Here is a 23,496-nt window from a genome sequence, read left to right on the forward strand (position 1 = left end):
GAAGGCGCCGGTGGCAAAGGCGTTGGGGTCACCCTCGAAGATGCCGACGTCGGGCATGCCGATGCCCGCCTTGTCGGCGAACTTGCGCACCGTCTCGACGATCCAGGCCTCGTCGGCCGTGCGCGGCTGCTCGATGATCTGCACGCCGGCACTCCATTTGGCCATCGGCTTGCTGATCAGCAGTGAAATGATGGCGCCACCGAAGCCCATCACCAGTGCAAAGCCCAGCAGCGCGCCCAGGTTCAGGCCATTGGCCGTGAGATAGCGGTTCACGCCCAGCAGGCTGGCGACGATGCCCAGCACCGCCACGACGGCCACATTGGTCAGGACAAACAGAAGGATGCGTTTCATGGTTTCTTTCCGAAAGGCCCCGGTATCGGGGAATGAATGGCCAGAATGGTAGGGGCGCGCCGCTGGAAATCAAGAATCCGGGACTGAATTCCGACGAGCTCTGCGGTTATTGTGCCGGCGCCTCCCGGCGCTGGGAACGAAAGACCTGCGGATCGGCATAGAACCCTGGATCTTCGTTGGCCGGCCACCAGCCCGGCACACCCAGCACCGGCAGGGGCACAAAGGGCTTGGCCGCCAGCTTCGCCGGCTTCAGGTCATCCGCCAGCCAGGCGTCGAGAGCGCGAGGTTCCGCCCAGGGTGCGTCGACACGCCAGACGTGCACCGTGATGGATTTGTAGGGTGAAACGAGCTTCTCCAGCGCCGCATGGCCGAACACCAGGAGTTGCGCCTGGCGCCATAGCGGGCGCAGTTCGCCGAACAGCCGCGCCCATTCGCGTCGGGCCAGCGCGTCCCACAGCCGATCCGGTGCGTGCAGCAGCGCGGCGTTCTCGTCGAACACGGTGCACGCATCGCGCACCGGCCCCCGCACGGCCTGGATGCCGGCGGCAGCAATCTCGGCAGCCTGCAACTCGTTCAGTCGCTTCTTGGTGCGCGGAAACCGCATCCAGCACAGCGCATTGAAAAAGTCGTGCAGATTCTCGCGGGTAGGGACCTGGCCGGCTTCGAAGATGAATTGCTCGTAGGCCGTTCCCTTGGGCAAGTCGCTCTGCGCAACGAAATGCACCGGCGCGCGCGCCAGGCGGTTCAGCGCGGGCAGCAGGCCGCCACCGGTGGCCTCGTCACCTGCCACGGGCTCGCCAAGGTCGCGCCACGGTTCCAGCCAAGGCGCGGCCCAGTCGATCAGGCCGTCGCCAACCGCCACGGCAGCGCCTCGCCCGAACGCAGCGGTTTGAGTTCGGCCTCGCCGAAGGCAAAACTCTCCGGCGGCGTCCAGCTTTCCTTGCGCAGGGTGATGGTGCCGGTGTTGCGCGGCAGGCCATAGAAGTCGGCGCCGAAAAAGCTCGCGAAGCCTTCGAGCTTGTCGAGCGCGCCGACGGCGTCGAAGGCCTCGGCATACATCTCCATCGCCGCATGCGCGGTGTAGCAGCCGGCGCAACCGGTGGCGTGCTCCTTCAGGTGCGCCGGGTGCGGCGCGCTGTCGGTGCCGAGGAAGAACTTGGGGTTGCCGCTGGTGGCCGCCGCAACCAGCGCCACGCGATGGGTCTCTCGCTTGAGCACCGGCAGGCAGTACCAATGCGGACGGATGCCGCCGGTGAAGAGGGCATTGCGGTTGTAAAGCAGGTGGTGCGCCGTGAGGGTGGCGCCCAGGTAGCGGTCTGCCGACGCCACGTACTGCGCGGCCTCCTTCGTGGTGATGTGCTCCATCACGATCCTCAGCTCGGGGAAGTCACGGCGCAGCGGGATGAGCTGCTGCTCGATGAAAACCGCTTCGCGGTCGAACAGGTCGATGTCCGGGCTGGTGACCTCGCCGTGCACCAGCAGCAGGATGCCTTCGCGCTGCATGGCTTCCAGCGTGGCGTAGGTCTTGCGCAGGTCGGTCACGCCCGCATCGCTGTTGGTGGTGGCCCCCGCCGGATAGAGCTTGACGGCCACCACGCCCGCCTCCTTGGCGCGGCGGATTTCATCGGGTGGCAAGTTGTCGGTGAGGTACAGCGTCATCAACGGCTCAAAGGCCATGCCGGCGGGCACGGCGGAGCGGATGCGATCGCGGTAGGCCACGGCCTGGGCCGCGGTGGTCACCGGCGGCTTGAGGTTGGGCATGATGATCGCGCGGCCAAATTGCGCGGCCGTGTGCGGCACCACGGTCTGCAGCGCGGCGCCGTCGCGCACATGCAGGTGCCAGTCGTCGGGGCGGGTCAGGGTGATTTCACGTGTCATGCCAGCATTGTCCCAGACCTCCCCGGGCCTGCAAGCCCAGGCAAGGCCACGTCCTCGCTCGGCTGCGGGGCGCTGTGTGCAGTGAGGTCAAGGAGGAGACGAGGGCGCCATGCCCTCGTCGGGGGACACGAACGGCGCCATTCGCCCGCCGTCGCCGGCTCGTTTCCGGCCGGCCAGGAGGCTGGGCGGATCGCGTGGCGCTCAGTGCGCCAGGATCTTGTTGAGGAAGTCCTTGGTGCGCGCCTGCCGGTTCTCGGGGTGTCCGAAGAACTCGTCCTTGGAACAGTCTTCCAGGATGCGACCGCCCACATCGATGAAGATCACGCGGTTGGCCACCTTGCGGGCGAAGCCCATCTCGTGCGTAACGACCATCATGGTCATGCCTTCCTTGGCCAGGTTCACCATCACGTCCAGCACCTCGCCGACCATTTCGGGGTCGAGCGCGGAGGTCGGCTCGTCGAACAACATCACGATCGGGTCCATCGACAGCGCACGGGCAATCGCCACGCGCTGCTGCTGCCCGCCCGAGAGCTGGCCGGGAAACTTGTCCTTGTGCGCCATCAGGCCCACGCGATCGAGCATCTTGAGGCCGCGGGTCTTCGCTTCGTCAGCAGTACGCCCCAGCACCTTGATCTGCGCGATCGTCAGGTTTTCCGTCACCGACAAGTGCGGAAACAGCTCGAAACTCTGGAACACCATGCCCACGTGCGAGCGCAGCTTGGGCAGGTCGGTCTTGGCGTCGTACAGGCTGATGCCGTTGACCGAGATTTCACCCTTCTGGATCGGCTCCAGGCCGTTGACCGTCTTGATCAGGGTGGACTTGCCGGAGCCTGACGGCCCGCAGACCACCACCACATCGCCCTTGGCGATGCTGACCGAACAGTCGTTGAGCACCTGCACCGGGCCATACCACTTGGACACATTTTTTATCTGGATCATGTTTCTCTCCGATGCTCAACGAACGATGGCGATCTTCGCCTGCAACCGCTTGACCGACCAGGACAGGCCGTAGCAGATCACGAAATAGACCACAGCGGCCAGCAGGTAGGCCTCTTCAGGGCGCCCGTAGATCTTGCCGGCGGTGGTGAAGCCCTTGAGCATGTCGTAGGCGCCGATGGCGTAGACCAGCGAGGTGTCCTGGAACAGGATGATGGTCTGCGTGAGCAGCACCGGCAGCATGTTGCGAAAGGCCTGCGGCAGCACCACCAGGCGCATGTTCTGGGCATAGGTCATGCCCAGCGCCTGCCCGGCAAACACCTGGCCGCGCGGAATTGACTGGATGCCCGCGCGCATGATTTCGCTGAAGTACGCCGCCTCGAAGGCGATAAAGGTGATGTAGGCCGAGTATTCGGCCCGGTTGTTCATGCCGCCCGGCAGGTAACCGTAGACCCAGCTCGGCACCAGCAGGAAGAACCAGAGGATCACCATCACCAGCGGGATCGAGCGCATGCCGTTGACGTAGATGGTGGCGGGCAAGGCCAGCACCTTGTTGCCGGACAGCCGCATCAGCGCCAGCACCGTGCCCAGCAGGATGCCGCCCAAGGTGGCCACGACGGTCAACTGCACGCTGAAGCGCAAACCGCCCAGCACGAATTTGCTGAGAACATCCCAGTTGAGAAAAGTGAGATCAAGGCCAAGCATGTCAGTGCCCCCCGCCGGTGCCACCCGCGACGATGAAGCCGGGGATGCGGACCTTGGTCTCGATGAAGCCGAACACGCGGTTCACGGCAAACGCCGAGATCGCGTAGAGGATCGTCACCGCGAGGTACACCTCGATGCCGCGCGAGGTCTCTTCCTGCGCCTGCATCGCGAACATCGTCAGCTCGGCGATCGACACGGCAAACGCCACCGACGAGTTCTTCAGCAGGTTCATCGACTCGCTGGTTAACGGCGGCAGGATGATGCGAAAGGCCATCGGCAGGATCACGTACCGGTAGGTCTGCGCCGTCGTGAAACCCAGCGCCATGCCGGCATAGCGCTGGCCCTTGGGCAGGGCTTGAACCCCGGCCCGCACCTGCTCGGCAATCCGCGCCGAGGTGAAGAAGCCCAGGGCAAACACCACCAGCACGAAACCCGGCACCTGCTGGAACACCGGGATCACTTTGGGCACCACGAAATACCAGAGAAAGATCTGCACCAGCAGCGGGATGTTGCGAAACAGTTCCACCCAGAAGTTGGCCAGGCGCACCAGCCAGGGGCTGTTCGGCAGCGTGCGCAAGGTGCCCATGATGCCGCCGAGCGACACCGCCACCACCCAGGAACAACCGGCCACCGCCAGCGTCCAGCTCCAGGCGTCCATCATCCATTGAAGGTACGTCCGACCGCTGCCGTCGTCGCTCAAGAAAACCTGCCAGTCCCACGTCATGTCGATCTCCGCAAGGGTTGTCCCACCGGTATCCTCTTGGTCGCGCACCTGTGCCGCACCGACCGCCTGAACAAGAACCCCGCCGCAGGCCATGCCCCGGCGGGGTCCGTGTGCCCGTCAGATCAGAGACTTACTTCTTGGCGTAGTCTTCCATCGGCTTGTCGTTCGGGTTCGCCCAGGCCGCCTTGGTGCTCTCGCTGGCGGGTAGGCCGACCCTGACGTTCTTCGGCGGGATCGGCTGCACGAACCACTTGTCGTAGATCTTCTGGATTTCGCCCGACTTCATCAGGTCCTTCAGCGTGTCGTCGGCCAGCTTCTTGAAGGCCGGGTCATCCTTGCGCAGCATGATGGCGATCGGCTCGACCGACAGGATTTCACCGACGATCTTGAAATCGGCCGGGTTCTTGGCGTTGGCGATGTTGCCGGCCAGGATGGAGCCGTCCATCACGAAGGCCTCGGCGCGGCCGGACTCGAGCAGCAGGAAGCTGTCGGCATGGTCCTTGCCGAAGATCTCCTTGAAGTCGATGCCACTGGCGCGCTCGTTCTTGCGCAGGGTCTACACCGAGGTGGTGCCCGTGGTGGTGGCGACGTTCTTGCCATTGAGCTGCGCAATCGAAGTGATGCCCGAGCTGGCCTTGACCGCGATGCGCACTTCCTCGACGAAGGTGGTGTCGGCAAAAGCCACGTCCTTCTGGCGTGTGGCGTTGTTGGTGGTGGAGCCGCACTCGATGTCCACGGTGCCGTTTTGCACCAAGGGAATGCGGTTCTGGGAGGTGACCGACTGGTATTTGACTTCCAGCTTCTTGCCAGCGGCCTTTTCCAGGTTGGCGATGATGCGCTGGCACAGCTCGACGTGGTAGCCCGCGTACTTGCCGTCTCCGAGGGTATAGGACAGGGCGCCGGACGAATCGCGAACTCCCATCGTGACGCTGCCGGAGGCCTTGACCTTGGCGATCGTGTCATTGGCCTGGGCCATGGCGCCGCCGGCGGCGAGGGCCATCACGGCAAAAGCGATCAGATGCTTCTTCATACAGATTCCTTGCGTTGATAAAGGTAAAAAAACCGGGTGAACAAATTCTAGGCATTCGGCTTGGCGGGTAAACCCGGAAAACCCTTGTGCGTGGAAACACGCATCTTGAGCCGGCGCCTGCACACAAGCAGGCTTCATGCCCGTACGGTCTCACATCGGTCGGCACCACCCACTGGGTTCGGCGCCGGCCGCTTTCTGCAACGGCGCGAACTGTAAATGGCGGCCTGATGAAAGACCAATGCCAATTCACACACCGGTTATGCAAGAAATGTATAACCGGTCCGATCCTCCTATGCCGCTGCGGATTGGGCCTCCAGAAAGGCCCAAAGCGCCTGCGCCGGGCCCTTGGAGGCCTCTTTGGTCGAGGGTTTTCCCCGATAAGCCCGGACATCCATGAGCAGCTCCAAACCGGTCATTCCAGGCGGCGTGGCCTTGACGAGCTTGCGTTCGCGCAGCTCCTTCTTAACGGCGCTGTAGGGCAGGAAGGCCACGCCATGGCCTTCCAGAGCCATGACCTTCAGGCCTTCGGCCATGTCGGTCTCGTACACGCGATCCAGGTGGATGGCGGTGCCCGCGTCCTTGAGGATCAGGTCCGCCACGCGCCCCAGATAGGCGCCGGGCGCATAGCCCAGGTAGGGCAAGGGCTGGCCCGGACGTCCCGGCAGACAGAACAGCGGCGCACCATCCGCATCCGCCTTGACATAGGGTGCCAGCATTTCCTGCCCGAGACGCACCATCTCGTAGCGGTCGGGGTCGAGCTGCAGCGGCTGTGAGGCATGGTGATAGGCGATAAGCACGTCGCAGCCGCCTTCGACCAGGCGCATCACCGCATCGTGCACATTCAGCGCGATCAGCCTGCTCTTGATCGGCCCGAACGATTCACGCAGGCTCGACATCCAGGCCGGGAAGAAGGTGAAGGCCAGCGTGTGGGGCACCGCAAACTCGATCACGTCATGGCCTGCGGTGGCGTGGCCCCGCAGCATGGCCCGTGTGGTCTGCAAGGCCTGAAGCATCTCCAGCGACTGGTCGTACAGCGTCTGCCCGGCCGGCGTGAGGCGCGTGGGGTAGGAGCTGCGATCCACCAGGTCGGTGCCGGCCCAGGCTTCCAGCGACTGGATGCGCCGCGAAAACGCCGGCTGGGTGATATGACGAAGCTGGGCCGAGCGGCTGAAGCTGCGGGTTTCGGCCAGGCTGACGAAGTCTTCAAGCCACTTGGTTTCCATGCTGCGGATGATAAGGGCCCCGCCGCGGGCTTGAATTACTCTGTTTTTCATAGCATCTTGCGTCCGATCGACGCTGGGGAACTGCCCGATATCTCTCGAAAACCCGCCAAACAGGCGGGTTGAAGACTTGCGCGCTACATTGAAGCGCATGAAACGCATCCTTATCCTCGGCGCGACCGGCTTTGTCGGCCGCCACATCTGCACCCGGTTGTCGCAGGCGGGGTGGAGCGCCATCGTGCCGTCGCGCAGTCCTGCCGCAGCCCGCCACCTTGCAGGGCTGCCCCGAGTCGACGTGGTCCCGGGGGACGTGCACGACGAAGCCACGCTGATCCGGCTGCTCGCCGGCGCTGATGCGGTGGTGAATCTGGTGGCCATCCTGCATGGCAGCGAGGCGGCCTTTGAGCAGGTGCATGTCGAGCTGCCAAAGAAGCTCGCCCGCGCCTGCGCCGCGGCCGGTGTGCGCCGGCTGGTGCAGATCAGCGCGCTGGGCGCGGCCCTGGACGGTCCGTCGATGTACCAGCGCAGCAAGGCGCGCGGCGAGGCCGTGCTGCACACGGAGGCCGCCGCCGATTTCCTGGACCTGACCGTGCTGCGCCCGAGCGTGATCTTCGGCGCGCAAGACAAGTTCTTGAACGTATTCGCCCAGCTGCAGCGGATGTTCCCGTTGATCCCGCTGGCCGGCGCGGACACCCGCTTCCAGCCGGTCTGGGTGGAAGACGTGGCCGCGGCTGTCATGCGCTGCCTGCAGGACGACGCCACCATCGGCCAGACCTTCGAGGCCTGCGGCCCCGAGGTCTTCACCCTGCGGGACCTGGTGCGCCTGGCCGGCCAATACGCCGGTGTCAACCAGGGGCGCGGGCGAGCGGTGTTCGCACTGCCGATGCCGCTGGCGCGGGTGCAGGCCTGGGTGATGGAGCGCCTGCCCGGCGAGCCGCTGATGAGCGGCGACAACCTGGACTCGATGGCGTTGGACAACATCGCCAGCGGCAAGGTGCCCGGCCTGGACGCGCTGGGCATCACGCCGGCCGCGCTGGCCGCGATCGCCCCCGGTTACCTGCGCAAGCGCTGAGAGCGCGCAACCGCGTCGCGCGCGACGCCCTGCGGCCGCATCAATCCGGCCGTGATTTCGCATCAATCGCAGCGGCGCGGCGCGTTAGCATCGCAGTCCACGACAACCCTGGCGGGCATCCGGCCCCAGACCACCGGGTCAAACCGCCACATCGACCGAAAGGCTCTCCATGCCCAAGCTTTACATCGGCAACAAGAACTATTCCTCCTGGTCCATGCGCCCGTGGGTGCTGATGAAGCAGGTCGGCATTCCGTTCGAGGAGGTCATGGTGCGCTTCGACTCGTTCGACGCCGGCTCGGCCTTCAAGCAGGCGGTGGCGGCACAGAACCCGGTCGGCAAGGTCCCCGTGCTGGTAGAGGACGACGGCTTTGCCGTGTGGGACACGCTGGCCATCGCCGAAACCCTGGCCGAGCAGTTTCCCGAGAAGCAGCTCTGGGGGACCGATCCACGGGCGCGCGCCCGCGCCCGCAGCGTCTGCGCCGAAATGCACAGCGGCTTCGGCGCCCTGCGCAGCGCCTGCCCGATGAACATCGAGGCCTCGCTGCCGGCCGTCGGCGCGCTGGCGTTGCGCGACCAGCCCGCCGTGCGCACCGACCTCGCCCGCCTGGTGGCCATGTGGAGCGAGCTGCTGACGCAGCACGGCGGGCCGATGCTCTTCGGGCCGTTCTCGATCGCCGACGCCTATTTCGCCCCGGTCGTCATGCGCATCCGCACCTACGCCCTGCCGGTACCGGCGCCGGTGGCCGCCTACATCGAGCGCCTGTGCGCCTTGCCCGGCGTGAAGGCATGGATCGACGACGCCGTGGCCGAAAAGGATTTCCTGGACTTCGAGGAACCGTACCGGCTGGGCCGGAACTGAGACGAACCAGACGGTCCGCCCCAGCTGCTGGCGTCGCAATCCCCCGATACACTGCGGCGATGCAGATTTATCGGGTGGGTGGATCGGTGCGCGACGAGTTGCTGGGCCTGCCGGTCAAGGACCGGGACTGGGTGGTCGTCGGCGCCACGCCCGAGCAGATGAGCACGCTGGGCTACCTGCCGGTGGGCAAGGATTTCCCGGTCTTCCTGCATCCGCAGACCCGCGAGGAGTACGCGCTGGCGCGCACCGAGCGCAAGACCGCGCGCGGCTACAAGGGCTTCGCCATCCACACCTCGCCCGAGGTGACGCTGGAGGAAGACTTGGCGCGGCGCGATCTTACTATCAATTCGATAGCTGTCTATGACCATTCTGCGCTGGGAACCGGCCAAAATAGGCAAGAAAATGACCTGGTCGACCCCTACGGCGGCCAGCGCGACCTGCAGGCCCGCGTGCTGCGCCATGTGACCGACGCTTTCCGCGAAGACCCGGTGCGCATCCTGCGCGTGGCGCGCTTTGCCGCGCGTTTCAGCGATTTCCGCGTGGCACCCGAAACCCTGCAGCTGATGCGCGAGATGGTCCAGCACGGCGAGGCCGACCACCTGGTGGCCGAGCGGGTCTGGCAGGAGCTGGCGCGCGGGCTGATGGAGGCGACGCCCTCGCGCCTGTTCGACGTCCTGATCGAGTGCGGCGCGCTGAAGGTGCTGCTGCCCGAGCTGGACCGCCTGTGGGGCGTGCCGCAGCGCGCCGACTACCACCCCGAGATCGACACCGGCGTGCACCTGATGATGGTGCTGGACATGAGCGCGCGCCTGCGGGCGCCGCTTCCGGTGCGCTTCGCCTGCCTGGTGCACGACCTGGGCAAGGGCACCACGCCGGTGGAGATGCTGCCGCGCCACATCGGCCACGAGGAGCGCAGCGTGCGCCTGCTCAAAGGCGTGTGCGAGCGCCTGCGCGTGCCGGTGGACTGCCGCGAACTGGCCGAGGTGGTGGCACGCGAGCACGGCAACCTCCACCGCAGCGGCGACTTCGGCGCGCCGGCACTGGTGCGCCTGCTGGAGCGCTGCGACGCCTTTCGCAAACCGGAGCGCTTCGGCGACATCCTGCTCGCCTGCGAGTGCGACGCACGCGGGCGCCTGGGCTTCGAGGATGGCCCGTATCCGCAACGGGCGCGGCTGGCCGGCGCGCTGGCCTCGGCGCAGTCGGTGGCCACCGCAGACATCGCGCAGCAGGCGATGGGCCTCGGCCTCAGCGGCCCGAAAGTCGGCGAGCGCATCCACGCGGCGCGCATCGCGGCGGTGGGCGCCTGGCTTGAAGCCGGATCACCAGCGTCCGGACCCTGATACCCAAAAAAAGCCGCGCGCCCCGCCTCGGGGCAACGCGGCCTTCTTGCCGAACGCGGCGACTCAGACGATCACTGCGAGATCCTGACTTCCTTGAAGTTGGGGTCGGCCTTGATCTGGGCATCGGTGTAGGGCAGTTTCACCCATTCGCCGGCCGAGTACTTGCGGGTCTGGTCGCTGAAATTCACATGGGCCGGGTTCGACGACTGGCTGTAGGTCAGGATGCCCTCGGCCACGGGACCGGCATCGTCCCAGGTGACGAACTGCATGTAGCTGTTGCCATAGGCGCCGGCATTGGTCTTGGGGTCACCGGTGTAGACGTAGGTCCCCGGCGCAATCTGGGTCTTCTCGCCGCGCCAGTTGTTGAAGGTGTAACGCCCGCCCGGGATCGACAGATTGCCTTCGGCACGCTGCACCACCTGCACGTCGGCGGGACGAATCCGGCGTTTGGCGAACGAGTCGAACTGGGCCGTGGCCACCAGGGTCTCGAGCTTGGCCAGCGCCGCCGCCGTGCCCGCATTGCCGCGCGGCGTCTCCAGCGGGTCGGCCGCATTGAACGGCACCGACCAGTAGGAAGGTGCATCCAGTTCGCCCAGCGCCGCATAGAACTCGTAGAACAGCACCGCGCCGACGCTCAGCGGCGCGTGGGTCTTGTCCCAGTCCTTCAGCACGGTACAGGCATCCTTGGCAGCAGCCGAGGCGCTCGCGCTGGCCAGGCACTCGGTCGCAAATCCGGGCAACCATTTCTCAGCCTTGAAGAAGCGGCTCTTCTGGTAGATCTGCTGCAGGTTGGCCACGGTGAAGCGGTTGCCGGGCAGACCATCCGCACCTGACAGGCGGTCGCGGACGATGGCGTGACCGGTGCGGGTGCGGTTGTTCTGCACCGAGCCTTCGGCATCGGGCCCGGTCGCGATGATCTTGGGGTAGCCGGTCAGGAAGCTGTTCGCGGCGGACCACCAGTGGCTGTCGTTGGCGTTCACGATGTAGTCGCTGCGCTTGATGGACGGCCGCTGTGCCGCGCCGATGCTGCCAGACCAGTCGCAGGCCGACGCCGTGCCGGCCATCACCACCAGGCCGGTGGCGGCCATCAGGTCCTGGAACGGCGCCCCGACGTCGCGCCCCGGCACGCAGGCGGCCAGCTGAGGGTCGGCCACCTTGGCAGCCACCGAGTAGTTGAAAAACATCGCATCGCCGTTCTTGTCGGCCGCCATGGTGTTGACCCAGGGCATGGCGGTGTGGGTGGCGGCCGCCTGCAGCAGGCCGTCCACCGTGGTGGCCTTGCCATTGAGGAGGACCTGGTCGATCAGCTTGTAGTTGGCGTAGTTGGCGTCCTGGATCGCGAAGGCCGAGCCCCGACCCCAGGCGAAGTCCTTGTCCATGATCATCGGCCCGAACTCGGTGGTGTAGAGCGTGCGGCTGAGGGTGATCAGCTTGCCGTCGGCGCCTTTGGCCGAGATGCTGAGCGGCACGGCGGTCATCGGCTTGGATGCGCCATCCTTGAGGTAGCGGGTCGGGTTGCTCGGGTCCAGCGCCAGGTAACGCAGCGTGAACCGGTTGTCGGTGGAGAAGGTATGCGTCCAGCCCAGGGTGCTGTTGAAGCCGATCAGCGGCAGCGGCACGCCCAGCAGGGTGGCGCCCATCACGTCGTATTTCTCGCTAGGCACGGTGAGATGGATCTGGTGCAAGCGCAGCGCGCCCCACCAGGGGAAGTGCGGGTTGCCCATCACGATGCCCTTGCCACTTTGCGTGGCGTCCCTGCCCAGGCCGTAACCATTGGAGCCGATGGTGTGGTCCTGCAGGTTCTGCAGGGCTGCGACCATCGGTGAAGCCGCCAGCTGCCTGGCACTGGGCAGCTTCGCCGGCTTCCCGGCTTTCAGGGCGGCAACCGGTGTGCTCGCTGGCGGCTGGGCAGCGCCGATCGAGTTGATGAAGTTCAGCGAGCTGCCGGCGATGGCGGCCTGCGTCAGGCGCAGATAGGCCTCGTCCTCGCTCATCGGCTTGACCCAGTCCGCACCGCGGCATTCGGCCGGCAGATTGGCCGCGCCGGTGTCGGACAGGTAGCGGTTGTAGCCGGCCGCGAAGCCCGTCACGATGTCGCGCGCCGACTGGCTCGATTCGGCCTTGATCCGCTCGGCCTGCGCCTTGGTCATGAGGAGCTTGTAGAAGAAGTCGGAATCGACGTTGCCGGAGATCGTGCCCAGCTGGCCCAGGTAGCCGCCGGTGGCGCCGAAATACTGCGCGCGCTCGCCGCGCAGCGTGACCAGCTCTTCAGCGTACAGGCAGACGTTCTGCTGGGCAAACGCATAGCCGTAACCGAAGCCAGCGCCCTTGAAGTTGTCGGCCACGACATGCGGCACGCCATAGGAGGTGGTGCGGATGGTGGCGGAATACTCCGGCGCGGGGTCGTCGCTGCTGGAGCAGGCGGCCAGGATGGCGGCCACGGCAACGGCGCTCAGCTTGAGCGGGGTGGCGAGGCGCGCGGCGCCACGGGACACAGGTTTCATTGTTATCTCCTTGGGGTTGGGTCGGCATCGGGACCCCGGTCAGGGCCGAGAAGGATCATAGGCCGGCGTCCAACGGTGCCGCAGCTTGGTTTTCCCTAGGTTGATATGCTCGCCGCATGAAAGCCGACCTGCTGGCCCTGGCCGCCATCGCCCTGTGGGGCACGCTGGCCCCGCTGGGCGTGAAACTGACCCACCTGCCCCCGTTCCTGCTCACCGGCCTGGGCCTGCTGGTGGGCAGCCTGATCGCCTTGCCGCTGTCGCGTTTCCGCCTGAGCGAGTGGCGGGTGCCGCTGCCCACGCTGCTGGTCGGCATCTACGGCCTGTTCGGCTTTCACTTCCTGCTGTTCATGGCGCTGCGCACCGCGCCGGCGGTGGAGGCCAACCTGATCAACTACCTCTGGCCGCTGGGCATGGTGGTGCTGGCGCCGCTGTTCCTGCCGGGCGTCACGCTGCACACCCAGCACGTGGCGGCGGCGCTGATCGGCTTTGCCGGCGCGGCGATCGCGATCCTGGGACGTGGCGGCGCGGGCGAGACCGGCTCAGGCTTTCAGATCGGCTACCTGCTGGCGCTGGCGTCGGCCTTCGTCTGGTCCAGCTACTCGCTGCTGACGCGGCGCCTGCCGCACTTTCCGACCGCCGCCGTGGGCGGCTTCGCGGCCGCGTCCGGCCTGCTGTCGCTGGCCTGCCATGCGGCGCTGGAGCCCTCGGTCACGCTGACCGCCGGCGACTGGCTGCTGGTGGTCGCGCTGGGCTTGGGGCCGCTGGGCGGGGCGTTCTTTCTGTGGGATGCCGCCATCAAGCGCGGCGACACGCGGCGCATCGGCCTGCTGGCCTTTGCCACGCCGATCCTCTCCACCGTGCTGCTGCTGGTGACCACCGGCCAGCCGCTGCAGTGGAACGTGGCGGTGGCGGCCGTGCTGGTGGTGGGCGCGGCCCTCTGGGGCAGCCGCTAGCGTCGGGGCCCGGGTTGACGAGCGGCCGTGCCGCTCAGCGCCGGTTGGCCTGCACCCAGCGTGCAATGTCCGCCGCCGAGCGCATTGCGCCCGCCTGGCGCGCCACCTCGCGGCCGCCCTGGAACAGGGCCAGCGTCGGGATGCTGCGGATGTTGAAGCGCGCGGCCAGATTCTGATGGTCCTCGGTGTTGACCTTGACCAGCCGAAGCTGCGGCTCCAGCTGGGCGGCGGCCTGCTCGAAGGCCGGGGCCATCATGCGGCACGGGCCGCACCAGGGCGCCCAGAAGTCCACCAGCACCGGGATCTGGCTGCGGCCGATGTGGCGGTCGAACCCCGCTTCATCGAGTGCCAGCGGCTGACCGGTGAACAGCGGCTTGTGACAGCCCCCGCAGTCCGGCGCGCTGGAAAGATCGGTCGTCTTGACGCGGTTCGTGGTGTGGCAGTGCGGACAGACGATATGCAGTGATTCGCTCATGGATCAATACCCCTTTGGGTATCAAACTGAGGTCAGCCTGGCGGGTTTCAAGGCCTGACCGGGACCGGCCGGTTACGTCGCTCAGATCAGCTTCGACACCAGCGAGGCCAGGCCACTGAGCAGCAGCGTCGTGGTCAGCGGGATGAACCACTCGCGCCCGAACAGGTGGAAGCGGAAATCGCCCGGCAACCGGCCAAAGCCCAGCTTCTGCAGCCAGGGCATGAGCCCGTTGAACAGGATCAACGCCAGAAAAACGACGATCAACCAGCGGATCATGTGCAGCAGCCGGCGTCAGAGCACATGAGTGCGGTCGCCGTGGGTGAAGCCGAGCGCCTCCCAGGGCTCGCCGGTGCAAAAGCCGATCACCTTGAACAGTTCGCCCATCTCGTGCTCGGCGATCAGCTTCAGGGCATTGGCCCGCTGGGCCAAGGTGGCCGACTCCATCAAGGAAGCCAGCCCGCAGTTCAGCAGAAAGCGCGCCTGGCTGGTGTAGCCCAGCACGTTCAGGCCGGCGTCCTGACCGGCCAGCGCCACCCCGGTGAAGTTGACGTGTGCGGTGATGTCTTTCAGCCCGACATCGGCCAGCGGGTTGGTGTCAGCCTGGTGCGCGCGGTGGCACATCACCGTGCCCATGTGCCGCTGCGGATGGTAGTACTCACTCTCCGGGAAACCATAGTCCAGAAAGAAAGCGGCGCCACCCCGGCCGCCGCTTTGCAGGCTGGCCCGGAAGCGGTCGGCCAGTGTGGCAATGAAAGCCTCGGCCTGGGGGTGGATTTCGCTCAGGTAGTCCTGAGGGCCTTCGACCTCGACCGGCGGCCGCAGTTCGGTGGGGCGGTCGGCCCAGGCCAGGGCATCGCCCTCCAGCGCCACGCCACGCTCCCACCAGACGCCGCCGGCCTGCCCACCCTGGCGCACCAGCAGCTTGACCGGCATGGCATCCAGCACCTCGTTGCCCACCACCACGCCCTGAATCGCCTCGGGCAGCGCGTCCACCCAACGCACGGTGTCGCCAAAGCCGGCCAGTCGCGCCTGCTGGCGCGCACGCAGCGTGCCCGACAGGTCCACGATGGTATAGCGGCGCACCGTCTCACCGAGGGTCCCCAGCAGCTGCTGCGCCAGCGCGCCGGAGCCGGCGCCGAATTCCCAGACCTCGTCGGTGCCGGTGGCGGCCAGCGCCTCGCCCACCTGCGCCGCCAGCGCCTGGCCGAACAGCGGGCTGAGCTCCGGCGCGGTCACGAAATCGCTGCCCTCGCCCTTCACGCCCTCGGGCATGGTGCCGAACTTGGCACCGCTGTTGGCGTAATAGCCCAGTCCCGGCGCGTACAGCGCCAGTGCCATGAAGCGGTCGAAGCCGATCCAGCCGCCACCGGCCTGAATGGCCCGCTGCAGCAGTTTGTGCAGGGCGCTCGTTAAACTTGTGGGTTCTGTCATCGCCCCGGATTGTCCCTGAATGTCCACTCCCCCACTCCAGCGCACCGTCCTGGTCACCGGCGCAGCCCTGCGCCTGGGCCGCGCGTTCAGCCTGGCCTTTGCCCGGGCGGGCTGGAATGTGGCGTGCCACTACCAGCACTCGCGTGAAGAGGCCCTGAGGACGTGCGCCGAAGTCGAGGCCCTGGGCCGGCGGGCCTGGGCCATTGCGGGCGACCTGGCCAACACGGCGGCGATCGAGCGCGCCTTCGCCGAGCTGACACAGGCCATCGGCGGGGTTCCCGGCGCCATCGTCAACAACGCCTCGCTGTTCGAACCCGACACCGGAGCCGATTTCTCTCCCGTGTTGCTGCAGCGCCAGATGCAGGTGAACCTGCTGGCACCGCTGCAGCTGGGCACGCTGCTGGCGCGCGCCGCGTCGCAGCCCGCGGCCGGCCAGCCGGTGCCCGTGGTGCTCCATGTGCTGGACCAGAAGGTGTTCAACCTGAACCCTGACTACTTCTCCTACACGCTGTCCAAGCTGGCCCTGGAGCGCGCGGTGGCCCTGCAGGCGCAGGCGCTGGCGCCACGCGTGCGGGTCAACGGCATCGCCCCCGGGCTGGTCTACGTGAGCGGCCCGCAGACCGGTGACAACTTCGAGCGCGCCCGCAGCGTCAATCTGCTGCGCAGCCCCATCGACCCCGACGACGTCGCACGCACGGCCGTGTTCCTGGCCGAGAACGATTCCATCACGGGCATCACCGTCGCTGTGGACAAGGGCCAGCACCTGGTGCCCCTGGAACGCGACATCATGTTCGTGGCCGAACAACTGGCGCCCAAGCCGCCCCCCGAGAACCCATGACCTCCAACGCACCACCGGACCCGTTGCTCGGCGACTGCCGCCGCATCTTCCTGCGCGGGCTCACGCGGCATGTGCGCATCGGCGTGCATGATTTCGAACGCGTGGCGGCGCAGCGCATCATCTTCGACATCGACCTGTACGTACCGCTGGCCGACAACACGCCGCGCAACGACCGGATCGACGAGGTGGTGAACTACGACTTCGTGCGCGACGAGGTCAGCCGCATCGTCACGCAGGGCCACATCGACCTGCAGGAGACGCTGTGCGACACGGTGCTTGCGGCCATGCTGGCCCACCCCCAGGTGGTGGCGGCGCGCGTGTCCACGCGCAAGCCCGACGTGTACGACGACTGCGACGCCGTGGGCGTCGAGACTTTCCGGCACAAGCCCCCGCGACCATGACCACCATCCCGCCGGCCACCGGCCAGCAGACCCTGACCCTCACCGGGCTGCGCTTCGACGCCAACCTGGGCATCCTCGCGCAGGAAAAAACCGCGCCGCAGCCGATCCAGGTCGATGCGGAGCTCAACCTCGGCCCCCAGCCCCTGCTGCCGCACGACGACGACATCACCCATGTGCTGGACTACCGCAAGGTGCGCAAGATCATCATCGACGAATGCACCGCCGAGCACGTCAACCTGCTGGAGAGCCTGATCGGCAAACTGGCCGCGCGCCTGATGCAACTGCCGGGCGTGGTGGGCGTGCGCGTGAAGATCGCCAAGCTGGAGATCTTCGACGACTGCGAGGTCGCGATCCGCGCGGAGGCCGGCCAGTGGTAACCCAAGGAAATTGGGGTCGGATCCCGATTGCGAACGACCCGCAACCTGCTGAAACCAAGGCCAAGCGCAATCGGGCTCTGACCCCGATTTCCGCTGTTGGGAGAAAACCATGACGACCCCCTGGATCGAAGACGAGGTTCAAGCCGCCCCCCGCACCGATTTCAGGATCGAGCGCGAGACCCACAAGCTCGAAAAGCGCCTGTGCCGCCAGATGGGCCAGGCCATCATCGACTTCAACATGATCGAGGAAGGCGACAAGGTCATGGTGTGCCTGTCGGGTGGCAAGGACAGCTACGGCCTGCTCGACATCCTGCTCAAGATGCAGGCGCGCGCGCCGATCCACTTCGACCTCGTCGCGGTCAACCTCGACCAGAAGCAGCCCGGCTTTCCCGAGCACATCCTGCCCGAGTACCTGACGAAGCTCGGCATCCCGTTCCACATCGAGAACCAGGACACCTACTCCATCGTCAAGGACAAGATCGCGCCGGGCAAGACGATGTGCAGCCTGTGCAGCCGGCTGCGCCGCGGCATCCTGTACCGCGTGGCCGACGAGCTGGGCGTCACCAAGATCGCGCTGGGCCACCACCGCGACGACATGCTGCAGACCTTCTTCCTGAACATGTTTTTCGGCGGCAAGTTGAAGGGCATGCCGCCCAAGCTGGTCAGCGATGACGGCCGCCACATCGTGATCCGCCCGCTGGCCTACGCGGCCGAGAAAGACCTGGTCCGCTGGGCCGAGCACCGGCAGTTTCCGATCATCCCCTGCACGCTGTGCGGCAGCCAGGACAACCTGCAGCGCCAGCAGATGAGCGCCATGCTGAAGGAGTGGGAGAAGAAGCACCCCGGCCGCATCGAAAACATGTTCTCGGCGCTGCAGAACATCGTGCCCTCGCACCTGATGGATGCGAAACAGTACGACTTCCAGGGCCTGACCGTCACCGGTATCGCCAGCGACGACGGCGACAAGGCCTTCGACGAAGAAGACATCGCAGTCCCGACCCTGCCCGGCCTGCAGGTGGTTTCCCTCTAGACCGACCCACCCCGCCCCCACCATGGACGCCACCCGCATCATCGCCATCCGCCACGGCGAAACCGCCTGGAACGTGGACACCCGCATCCAGGGCCAGCTCGACATTCCGCTGAACGACACCGGGCGCTGGCAGGCCGAGCGCCTGGCCCGCGCGCTTGCGGTGCGCGAGGCCATCCAGGTGATCTACACCAGCGACCTGCTGCGCGCCTGGGAGACCGCCCGCGCCGTCAGCGAGTCCACCGGCGCGCCGCTGGTCACCGAAGAAGGCCTGCGTGAACGCGGCTTCGGTGTGTTCCAGGGCAAGACCTTCACCGAGATCGAGGCCTCGCTGCCCGAGGAGGCCCAACGCTGGCGCACGCGCGACCCGTTCTGGGCGCCCCCCGGCGGCGAGTCGCTGACCGCCATGCGCCGGCGCGTGATCGAGACGCTGCACACGCTGGCCTCGCGCCATGTGGGCGAGCAGATCGTGATGGTGGCGCACGGCGGCGTGATGGACCTGCTGTACCGCGCGGCCACCGGGCAGGAACTGCAGGCGCCGCGCACCTGGCAGCTCGGCAACACCGCCATCAACCGCCTGCTGTGGACGCCCGAGGGGCTCACGCTGGTCGGCTGGTCAGACACCTCCCACCTCGAAGACGAGTCGCTCGATGAAAGCACCACCTGAGGCCCCTCCGCCGCTGCCCGCCGCGTTGGCTGCCCTGACAGGCCAGGGCGTGGCCGCCATCGACACGCCCGCGGCAGTGATCGATCTCGACGCGATGGAGCGCAACCTGGCGCGCATGGCCGCATTTGCGCGCACCCACGGGGTGCGGCTTCGCCCGCACGCCAAGATGCACAAGAGCGCCTTTCTCGCACGGCTGCAGATGCAGGCTGGCGCGGTGGGCGTGTGCGTGCAGAAGACCTCGGAAGCCGAGGCGCTGGCCGCGGCCGGCGTGACCGACATCTACATCAGCAACGAGGTCAGCGACGCGGCCAAGTTGCAGCGGGTGGCCGCGCTGGCGCAGCGCCTGCAGGCGGCGGTCGGTCGGCTGGCGATTGCGGTGGACAGCCTGGAGGGCATCGCCCGGCTCGCGGCGGCCTTTGAAGCGCTGGCTGCCGGCACCATGCCGCCGCTGGTCGACGTCTTCGTCGAAATCGACGTGGGCCAGGGCCGCTGCGGCGTGCCGCCCGGCGAGGCCGCCGTCGCACTGGCGCAGGCGATCGCCGCCCAGCCCGTGCTGCGCTTCGCGGGCCTGCAGGCCTACCACGGCCGCGCCCAGCACCAACGCGGCGTGGCCGAGCGGCGCGACGCCATCGCCCGCGCGGCCCAAGCGGTGCAAGACACCCGCGCGCGGATCGAGGCCGCAGGCGTTGAGGTGCCGCTGGTCACGGGCGCCGGCACCGGCACCTTTGCCCTGGAGACGGCCAGCGGCGTCTGGGGCGAATTGCAGGCCGGCAGCTACCTGTTCATGGACGCCGACTACGCCGCCAACGCGCACGACCCGGCGCAGCCCGCCTTCGAGCACGCGCTGTTCATCAAGAGCCAGGTCATCTGCGTCAGCGCCGCCCATGCCGTGTGCGACGCCGGCCACAAGAGCCACGCCATCGACTCGGGCCTGCCACGGGTGCATGGCCTGCCCGGCCAGCCGCCGCTGACCTTCGCCAACGGCGGCGACGAGCACGGCATCCTGCATCCGCCAGACGGCAGCGCCCTGCCCGGGTTGGGCGACACGGTCTGGCTCATTCCCGGCCATTGCGACCCGACGGTCAACCTGCACGACCACCTGATCGGCGTGCGTGGCGGGCTGGAACACGGCACGGTGGAGCGCATCATCAGGGTTGACGCGAGGGGCGCGCTGACCTGATCCGGCGGAAAATCGGGGCATGAGCCCCAGCCAAGTCATTGTTCTCGCCGCGCCGGTTTTTTTCCTGCTGATCGCCCTCGAATTCGCGTGGGGCGTGCGCAAGGGGCGCAACACCTACCGGCTGGCCGATGCCATCAACAGCATCAGCCTGGGCATGCTGAGCCAGATCAGTGCGGTGTTCACCCGGCTGCTGCGGGTGGGCCTGTACACCGCGGTCTATGCGTCGGTCTCGCTGGTGCCGCTGGAGGAGGCCCGTGCCTTCTGGACCACCTGGCAGGGCTGGCTGCTGGCGCTGGTCTTCTACGACTTCTGCTACTACTGGCTGCACCGCATGGGCCACGAGGTGGCCGTGCTCTGGGCCGCTCACGTGGTGCACCACCAGAGCCAGGACTACAACCTGTCCACCGCGCTGCGCCAGACCAGCAGCGGCGCGCTGCTCGGCTGGATCTTCTACCTGCCGATGGCCATGGCCGGCGTGCCGCCGCTGGTGTTCGGCATCGTCGCGCTGGTCGACCTGCTCTACCAGTACTGGGTGCACACCGAACACGTGCCCAAGCTGGGCTGGTTCGACCGCTGGTTCTGCAGCCCCTCGAACCACCGGGTGCACCACGCGGTGAACGACAACTACCTCGACAAGAACTACGGCGGCATCCTGATCGTCTGGGACCGTTTGTTCGGCACCTTCCGCGATGAGGACCTGGCCGAGCCCTGCGTCTATGGCACGCGCGGCGCGCTCAACAGCTGGGACCCGCTTTGGGCCAACGCCGAGGTGTACTGGGCGCTGGCGAAGGATGCCTGGCACACCCGCAGCTGGGCCGACAAATTACGCGTCTGGCTCAAGCCGCCGGGCTGGCGCCCCGCCGATTTGGCGCAGCGCTTTCCGAAGCCGCCCTTCGACATGGCCAGGGTACAGATGTTCGAACCGGTGATCAGTCCCACGGTGGCCTGGTTTGCCGGCCTGAATTTCACGGTGCTGCTGGGCGGCGTGATCGTGTTTCTCTGGCACGCCGACCGCCTGCCACTGGCGCAGGCCGCGCTGTGGTTCTCGGCGCTGACGGCCGGCCTGTGGGCGGTCGGCGCGGTGACGCAAGGCCGCATCAAGGTGCTCGAAGCCCTGCTGATCCAGGCTGCCGCACTGGCCACCGCCACCAGCGCCGCCGGACTGCCGGACCTGTACCGGGTGATCAAACCTTTGCCGATGCTGATTGCTATCTTCCTGATAGCAACTTATGACCCATTGGCGCTGGGAAGTGGCCAGAAAGATTCCAATGTTCCCAATATCGCGCCTTCCGGCAGGCTCTGGCTGCTCGCGGCGCTGGCCGGCTCGCTGGCGGGCGACGTGCTCCTGCTCTTCCCGGGCTATTTCGTCCCAGGGCTGGTGGCCTTTTTGCTGGCGCATGTCGCGTACCTCGTGCTGCTACGCCAGGGCGTGGGCTGGTTTCCCAGCCGCGGCGCACTGGCTGCCACGATGGGCGTTGGGGCGGCGATGTACGCCTTCCTGTGGACGGGCGGCCTGCCCGCCGGCCTGCGCGCGCCGGTCGCAGCCTACGTCGCCGTGATCGCGTTGATGGCCGCGCAGGCGATCGGCCGCGCGACGGTGCAGCGCAATGCGGCGTCCCGGGCGGTGGCCGTGGGTGCGTGCTGCTTCATGCTCAGCGATACGCTGCTGGCCACCAACAAGTTCGTGATGCCGCTGCCGCTGGCGTCGTTCTGGGTGCTGAGCAGCTACTACGCGGCGCAGGTGCTGATCGTCGGGGGATGGTTGCGCGGCCAGACGGTGGCGCAGGCGGGGGTCCGCCCGGGCGCGGAGTCACTTCGTTTTCAATAGCGGCTTGTGGCCATCCCACGCTGGGATGGTGCCATTTTCACTCCGAAAACAGCTCGCTGGCGACCTTCGGGGGCGCCACACCCAGGTGCCGGTACGCCGCCAGCGTCGCGATGCGTCCGCGCGGGGTGCGCTGCAGGAAACCCTGCTGGATCAGGTAGGGCTCGATCACGTCCTCGATGGTGTCGCGCTCCTCACCGATACTGGCCGCGATGTTGTCCAGCCCCACCGGACCGCCGTCGAAGCGGTGGATCACCGCCTCCAGCAGCTTGCGGTCCATCACGTCGAAGCCTTCCGGGTCCACGTCGAGCATGGCCAGCGCACGGTTGGCGATGTCCAGCGTGATGCGGCCCGAGCCCTTGACGTCGGCGTAGTCGCGCACGCGGCGCAGCAGGCGGTTGGCGATGCGCGGGGTGCCGCGTGAGCGCCGCGCGATCTCGAACCCGCCTTCGTCGTCCATGGGCGTCTTCAGCAGCCCCGCGCTGCGCGTGACGATGCGCCCCAGTTCAGTGGCGGTGTAGAACTCCAGCCGCGAGACGATGCCGAAGCGGTCCCGCAGCGGGTTGGTCAGCATGCCGGCGCGCGTCGTGGCGCCCACCAGCGTGAAGGGCTGCAGGTCGAGCTTGATCGAGCGCGCCGCCGGCCCCTCGCCGATCATGATGTCGATCTGGTAGTCCTCCAGCGCGGGGTAGAGGATTTCCTCCACCACGGGCGACAGGCGGTGGATCTCGTCGATGAACAGGACGTCGTTCTTCTCCAGGTTGGTCAGCAGCGCCGCCAGGTCCTTGGGTTTTTCCAGCACCGGCCCGCTGGTCTGGCGCAGGTTGACGCCCAGTTCGGCCGCGATGATGTGGGACAGCGTGGTCTTGCCCAGCCCCGGTGGGCCGAACAGCAGCACGTGGTCCAGCGCCTCGTCGCGCTTGCGGGCGGCGCCGATGAAGATCTCGAGCTGCTCGCGCACCTTGACCTGGCCGACGTACTCGTCGAGCAGCTTGGGCCGTAGCGCGCGCTCGATGGCCTCCTCATGCGGGGACACGGGCGCGGCAGAGACCACGCGCTTGGGCGGCGCGGGCAGGAAGTCGTCGGTCTGGATGCTCATGGTGACCCGGATTATTTCGCCAGCGCCTTCAGCGCCAGCTTGATGCCTTCGCTCACGCCCACATCCACCGGCAGCGGCTTGAGCGCCAGCGCCGCTTCCTTGTCGCTGTAGCCCAGGGCCACGAGCGCCTGCTGGATGTCGGCGTGGGCATCGCTGGCCAGCGACACCGGCGCACCCAGGTCGGCGCCGAGCTTGCCCTTGAGCTCCAGCAGCAAGCGCTCGGCGGTCTTTTTGCCGATGCCCGGCACCTTCACCAGCCGCCCGGCCTCCTGCGCGGTGATGGCCTGCGCGAGCTCGCCCACGCTCATGCCCGAGAGCACCGAGAGCGCGGTGCGCGGCCCCACGCCGCTGATCTTGATCAGCTGGCGGAACGCCTCGCGCTCGGGCGCGGTGGCAAAGCCATAAAGCAGCTGGGCATCCTCGCGCACCACGAAGTGGGTCAGCAGCGTGACCGGCTCGCCGAGAGCCGGCAGGTTGTAGAAAGTGCTCATGGGCACGCTGACTTCATAGCCCACCCCATGGCAATCGACCAGCACATCGGGCGGGTTCTTGAGGCTGAGCGTGCCGGTGAGTTTTCCGATCATGGGTATCCTGGTGGTGGGGT

The 23,496-nt window shown here is 67.1% G+C and carries 23 protein-coding genes and 2 pseudogenes; 11 read left to right on the forward strand and 14 right to left on the reverse strand.

Annotation, left to right across the window (positions count from 1 at the left end):
* The 8 genes and pseudogenes from ACMUOY_RS12330 to ACMUOY_RS12365 form a co-directional block, all read right to left on the reverse strand.
* Positions 1-351: pseudogene (locus ACMUOY_RS12330) on the reverse strand (zinc metalloprotease HtpX); the annotation flags it as partial.
* 106 nt (positions 352-457) lie between these two features.
* A complete protein-coding gene (locus ACMUOY_RS12335) occupies positions 458-1,213 on the reverse strand; it encodes a DUF3025 domain-containing protein (protein ID WP_413893022.1) in 756 nt (251 codons plus the stop codon).
* A complete protein-coding gene (gene pyrC, locus ACMUOY_RS12340; RefSeq protein ID WP_413893023.1) occupies positions 1,192-2,229 on the reverse strand; it encodes a dihydroorotase in 1,038 nt (345 codons plus the stop codon). Before pyrC ends, ACMUOY_RS12335 begins: the two co-directional genes overlap by 22 nt.
* A gap of 201 nt (positions 2,230-2,430) precedes the next feature.
* The gene (locus tag ACMUOY_RS12345) at positions 2,431-3,168 is read right to left on the reverse strand and encodes an amino acid ABC transporter ATP-binding protein (RefSeq protein WP_413893024.1); all 738 of its coding nucleotides are present in this window, start codon (positions 3,166-3,168) and stop codon (positions 2,431-2,433) included.
* 15 nt (positions 3,169-3,183) lie between these two features.
* Positions 3,184-3,870, reverse strand: coding sequence for an amino acid ABC transporter permease (locus tag ACMUOY_RS12350; protein ID WP_413893025.1), 687 nt, complete (start codon positions 3,868-3,870; stop codon positions 3,184-3,186).
* Between the two features lies 1 nt (position 3,871).
* Positions 3,872-4,594 carry an amino acid ABC transporter permease gene (locus ACMUOY_RS12355; RefSeq protein ID WP_413893026.1) on the reverse strand — a complete coding sequence of 241 codons (723 nt, stop codon included), beginning with the start codon at positions 4,592-4,594 and terminating at the stop codon, positions 3,872-3,874.
* 130 nt (positions 4,595-4,724) lie between these two features.
* Positions 4,725-5,624, reverse strand: a pseudogene (locus tag ACMUOY_RS12360) (amino acid ABC transporter substrate-binding protein).
* A 290-nt stretch (positions 5,625-5,914) separates the two neighbouring features.
* The gene (locus tag ACMUOY_RS12365) at positions 5,915-6,847 is read right to left on the reverse strand and encodes a LysR family transcriptional regulator (RefSeq protein WP_413893027.1); all 933 of its coding nucleotides are present in this window, start codon (positions 6,845-6,847) and stop codon (positions 5,915-5,917) included.
* 148 nt (positions 6,848-6,995) lie between these two features.
* Here ACMUOY_RS12365 and ACMUOY_RS12370 point away from each other — a divergent pair, with 148 nt between their 5' ends.
* The 3 genes from ACMUOY_RS12370 to ACMUOY_RS12380 all read left to right on the forward strand — a co-directional run bounded on the left by ACMUOY_RS12370 (position 6,996) and on the right by ACMUOY_RS12380 (position 10,115).
* Positions 6,996-7,916 (forward strand): complex I NDUFA9 subunit family protein, encoded by a 921-nt coding sequence (locus ACMUOY_RS12370; protein ID WP_413893028.1) that lies wholly within the window; start codon positions 6,996-6,998, stop codon positions 7,914-7,916.
* A gap of 169 nt (positions 7,917-8,085) precedes the next feature.
* The gene (locus ACMUOY_RS12375) at positions 8,086-8,775 is read left to right on the forward strand and encodes a glutathione S-transferase family protein (protein ID WP_413893029.1); all 690 of its coding nucleotides are present in this window, start codon (positions 8,086-8,088) and stop codon (positions 8,773-8,775) included.
* A gap of 59 nt (positions 8,776-8,834) precedes the next feature.
* Entirely contained in the window at positions 8,835-10,115 is a 1,281-nt protein-coding gene (locus ACMUOY_RS12380) for a multifunctional CCA addition/repair protein (RefSeq protein ID WP_413893030.1), read from the forward strand.
* Positions 10,116-10,186: 71 nt separating this feature from the next.
* Here ACMUOY_RS12380 and ACMUOY_RS12385 read toward each other — a convergent pair whose 3' ends face one another.
* A complete protein-coding gene (locus ACMUOY_RS12385) occupies positions 10,187-12,619 on the reverse strand; it encodes a penicillin acylase family protein (RefSeq protein ID WP_413893031.1) in 2,433 nt (810 codons plus the stop codon).
* 116 nt (positions 12,620-12,735) lie between these two features.
* Between ACMUOY_RS12385 and ACMUOY_RS12390 the strand changes: the two genes are divergently transcribed.
* Positions 12,736-13,572, forward strand: coding sequence for a DMT family transporter (locus ACMUOY_RS12390; protein ID WP_413893032.1), 837 nt, complete (start codon positions 12,736-12,738; stop codon positions 13,570-13,572).
* A gap of 34 nt (positions 13,573-13,606) precedes the next feature.
* Here the strand turns inward: ACMUOY_RS12390 and trxC are convergent, their stop codons facing one another.
* From trxC to ACMUOY_RS12405, 3 genes are all read right to left on the reverse strand, one after another.
* Positions 13,607-14,047: a thioredoxin family protein gene (gene trxC / locus ACMUOY_RS12395; RefSeq protein ID WP_413893033.1), complete on the reverse strand. Its 441-nt coding sequence runs from the start codon at positions 14,045-14,047 to the stop codon at positions 13,607-13,609.
* Positions 14,048-14,128: 81 nt separating this feature from the next.
* Entirely contained in the window at positions 14,129-14,323 is a 195-nt protein-coding gene (locus ACMUOY_RS12400) for a DUF2905 domain-containing protein (RefSeq protein ID WP_413893034.1), read from the reverse strand.
* A gap of 15 nt (positions 14,324-14,338) precedes the next feature.
* Positions 14,339-15,478, reverse strand: coding sequence for a class I SAM-dependent methyltransferase (locus tag ACMUOY_RS12405; RefSeq protein WP_413893035.1), 1,140 nt, complete (start codon positions 15,476-15,478; stop codon positions 14,339-14,341).
* A gap of 19 nt (positions 15,479-15,497) precedes the next feature.
* Between ACMUOY_RS12405 and ACMUOY_RS12410 the strand changes: the two genes are divergently transcribed.
* The 7 genes from ACMUOY_RS12410 (at position 15,498) to ACMUOY_RS12440 (ending at position 21,796) form a co-directional block, all read left to right on the forward strand.
* Complete coding sequence (locus ACMUOY_RS12410) at positions 15,498-16,316, forward strand: SDR family oxidoreductase (RefSeq protein ID WP_413893036.1); 819 nt, start codon at positions 15,498-15,500, stop codon at positions 16,314-16,316.
* A complete protein-coding gene (locus tag ACMUOY_RS12415) occupies positions 16,313-16,717 on the forward strand; it encodes a dihydroneopterin aldolase (protein WP_413893037.1) in 405 nt (134 codons plus the stop codon). Before ACMUOY_RS12410 ends, ACMUOY_RS12415 begins: the two co-directional genes overlap by 4 nt.
* Positions 16,714-17,094, forward strand: coding sequence for a dihydroneopterin aldolase (locus ACMUOY_RS12420; RefSeq protein ID WP_413893038.1), 381 nt, complete (start codon positions 16,714-16,716; stop codon positions 17,092-17,094). Before ACMUOY_RS12415 ends, ACMUOY_RS12420 begins: the two co-directional genes overlap by 4 nt.
* Before the next feature lie 109 nt (positions 17,095-17,203).
* Positions 17,204-18,124, forward strand: coding sequence for a tRNA 2-thiocytidine(32) synthetase TtcA (gene ttcA / locus ACMUOY_RS12425; protein WP_413893039.1), 921 nt, complete (start codon positions 17,204-17,206; stop codon positions 18,122-18,124).
* 22 nt (positions 18,125-18,146) lie between these two features.
* Positions 18,147-18,788, forward strand: coding sequence for a histidine phosphatase family protein (locus ACMUOY_RS12430; protein ID WP_413893040.1), 642 nt, complete (start codon positions 18,147-18,149; stop codon positions 18,786-18,788).
* Complete coding sequence (locus ACMUOY_RS12435) at positions 18,772-19,968, forward strand: DSD1 family PLP-dependent enzyme (protein ID WP_413893041.1); 1,197 nt, start codon at positions 18,772-18,774, stop codon at positions 19,966-19,968. Before ACMUOY_RS12430 ends, ACMUOY_RS12435 begins: the two co-directional genes overlap by 17 nt.
* A gap of 19 nt (positions 19,969-19,987) precedes the next feature.
* Positions 19,988-21,796 carry a lysoplasmalogenase family protein gene (locus ACMUOY_RS12440; protein ID WP_413893042.1) on the forward strand — a complete coding sequence of 603 codons (1,809 nt, stop codon included), beginning with the start codon at positions 19,988-19,990 and terminating at the stop codon, positions 21,794-21,796.
* A 37-nt stretch (positions 21,797-21,833) separates the two neighbouring features.
* On the opposite strand, the gene ruvB is transcribed toward ACMUOY_RS12440, so the two are convergent.
* The gene (ruvB, locus tag ACMUOY_RS12445; protein ID WP_413893043.1) at positions 21,834-22,892 is read right to left on the reverse strand and encodes a Holliday junction branch migration DNA helicase RuvB; all 1,059 of its coding nucleotides are present in this window, start codon (positions 22,890-22,892) and stop codon (positions 21,834-21,836) included.
* A gap of 11 nt (positions 22,893-22,903) precedes the next feature.
* Positions 22,904-23,476 (reverse strand): Holliday junction branch migration protein RuvA, encoded by a 573-nt coding sequence (ruvA, locus tag ACMUOY_RS12450; protein WP_413893044.1) that lies wholly within the window; start codon positions 23,474-23,476, stop codon positions 22,904-22,906.
* Positions 23,477-23,496: the final 20 nt, after the last annotated feature.

Source organism: Candidatus Skiveiella danica (assembly GCF_022705245.1).
Lineage (GTDB): Bacteria > Pseudomonadota > Gammaproteobacteria > Burkholderiales > Burkholderiaceae_C > Skiveiella > Skiveiella danica.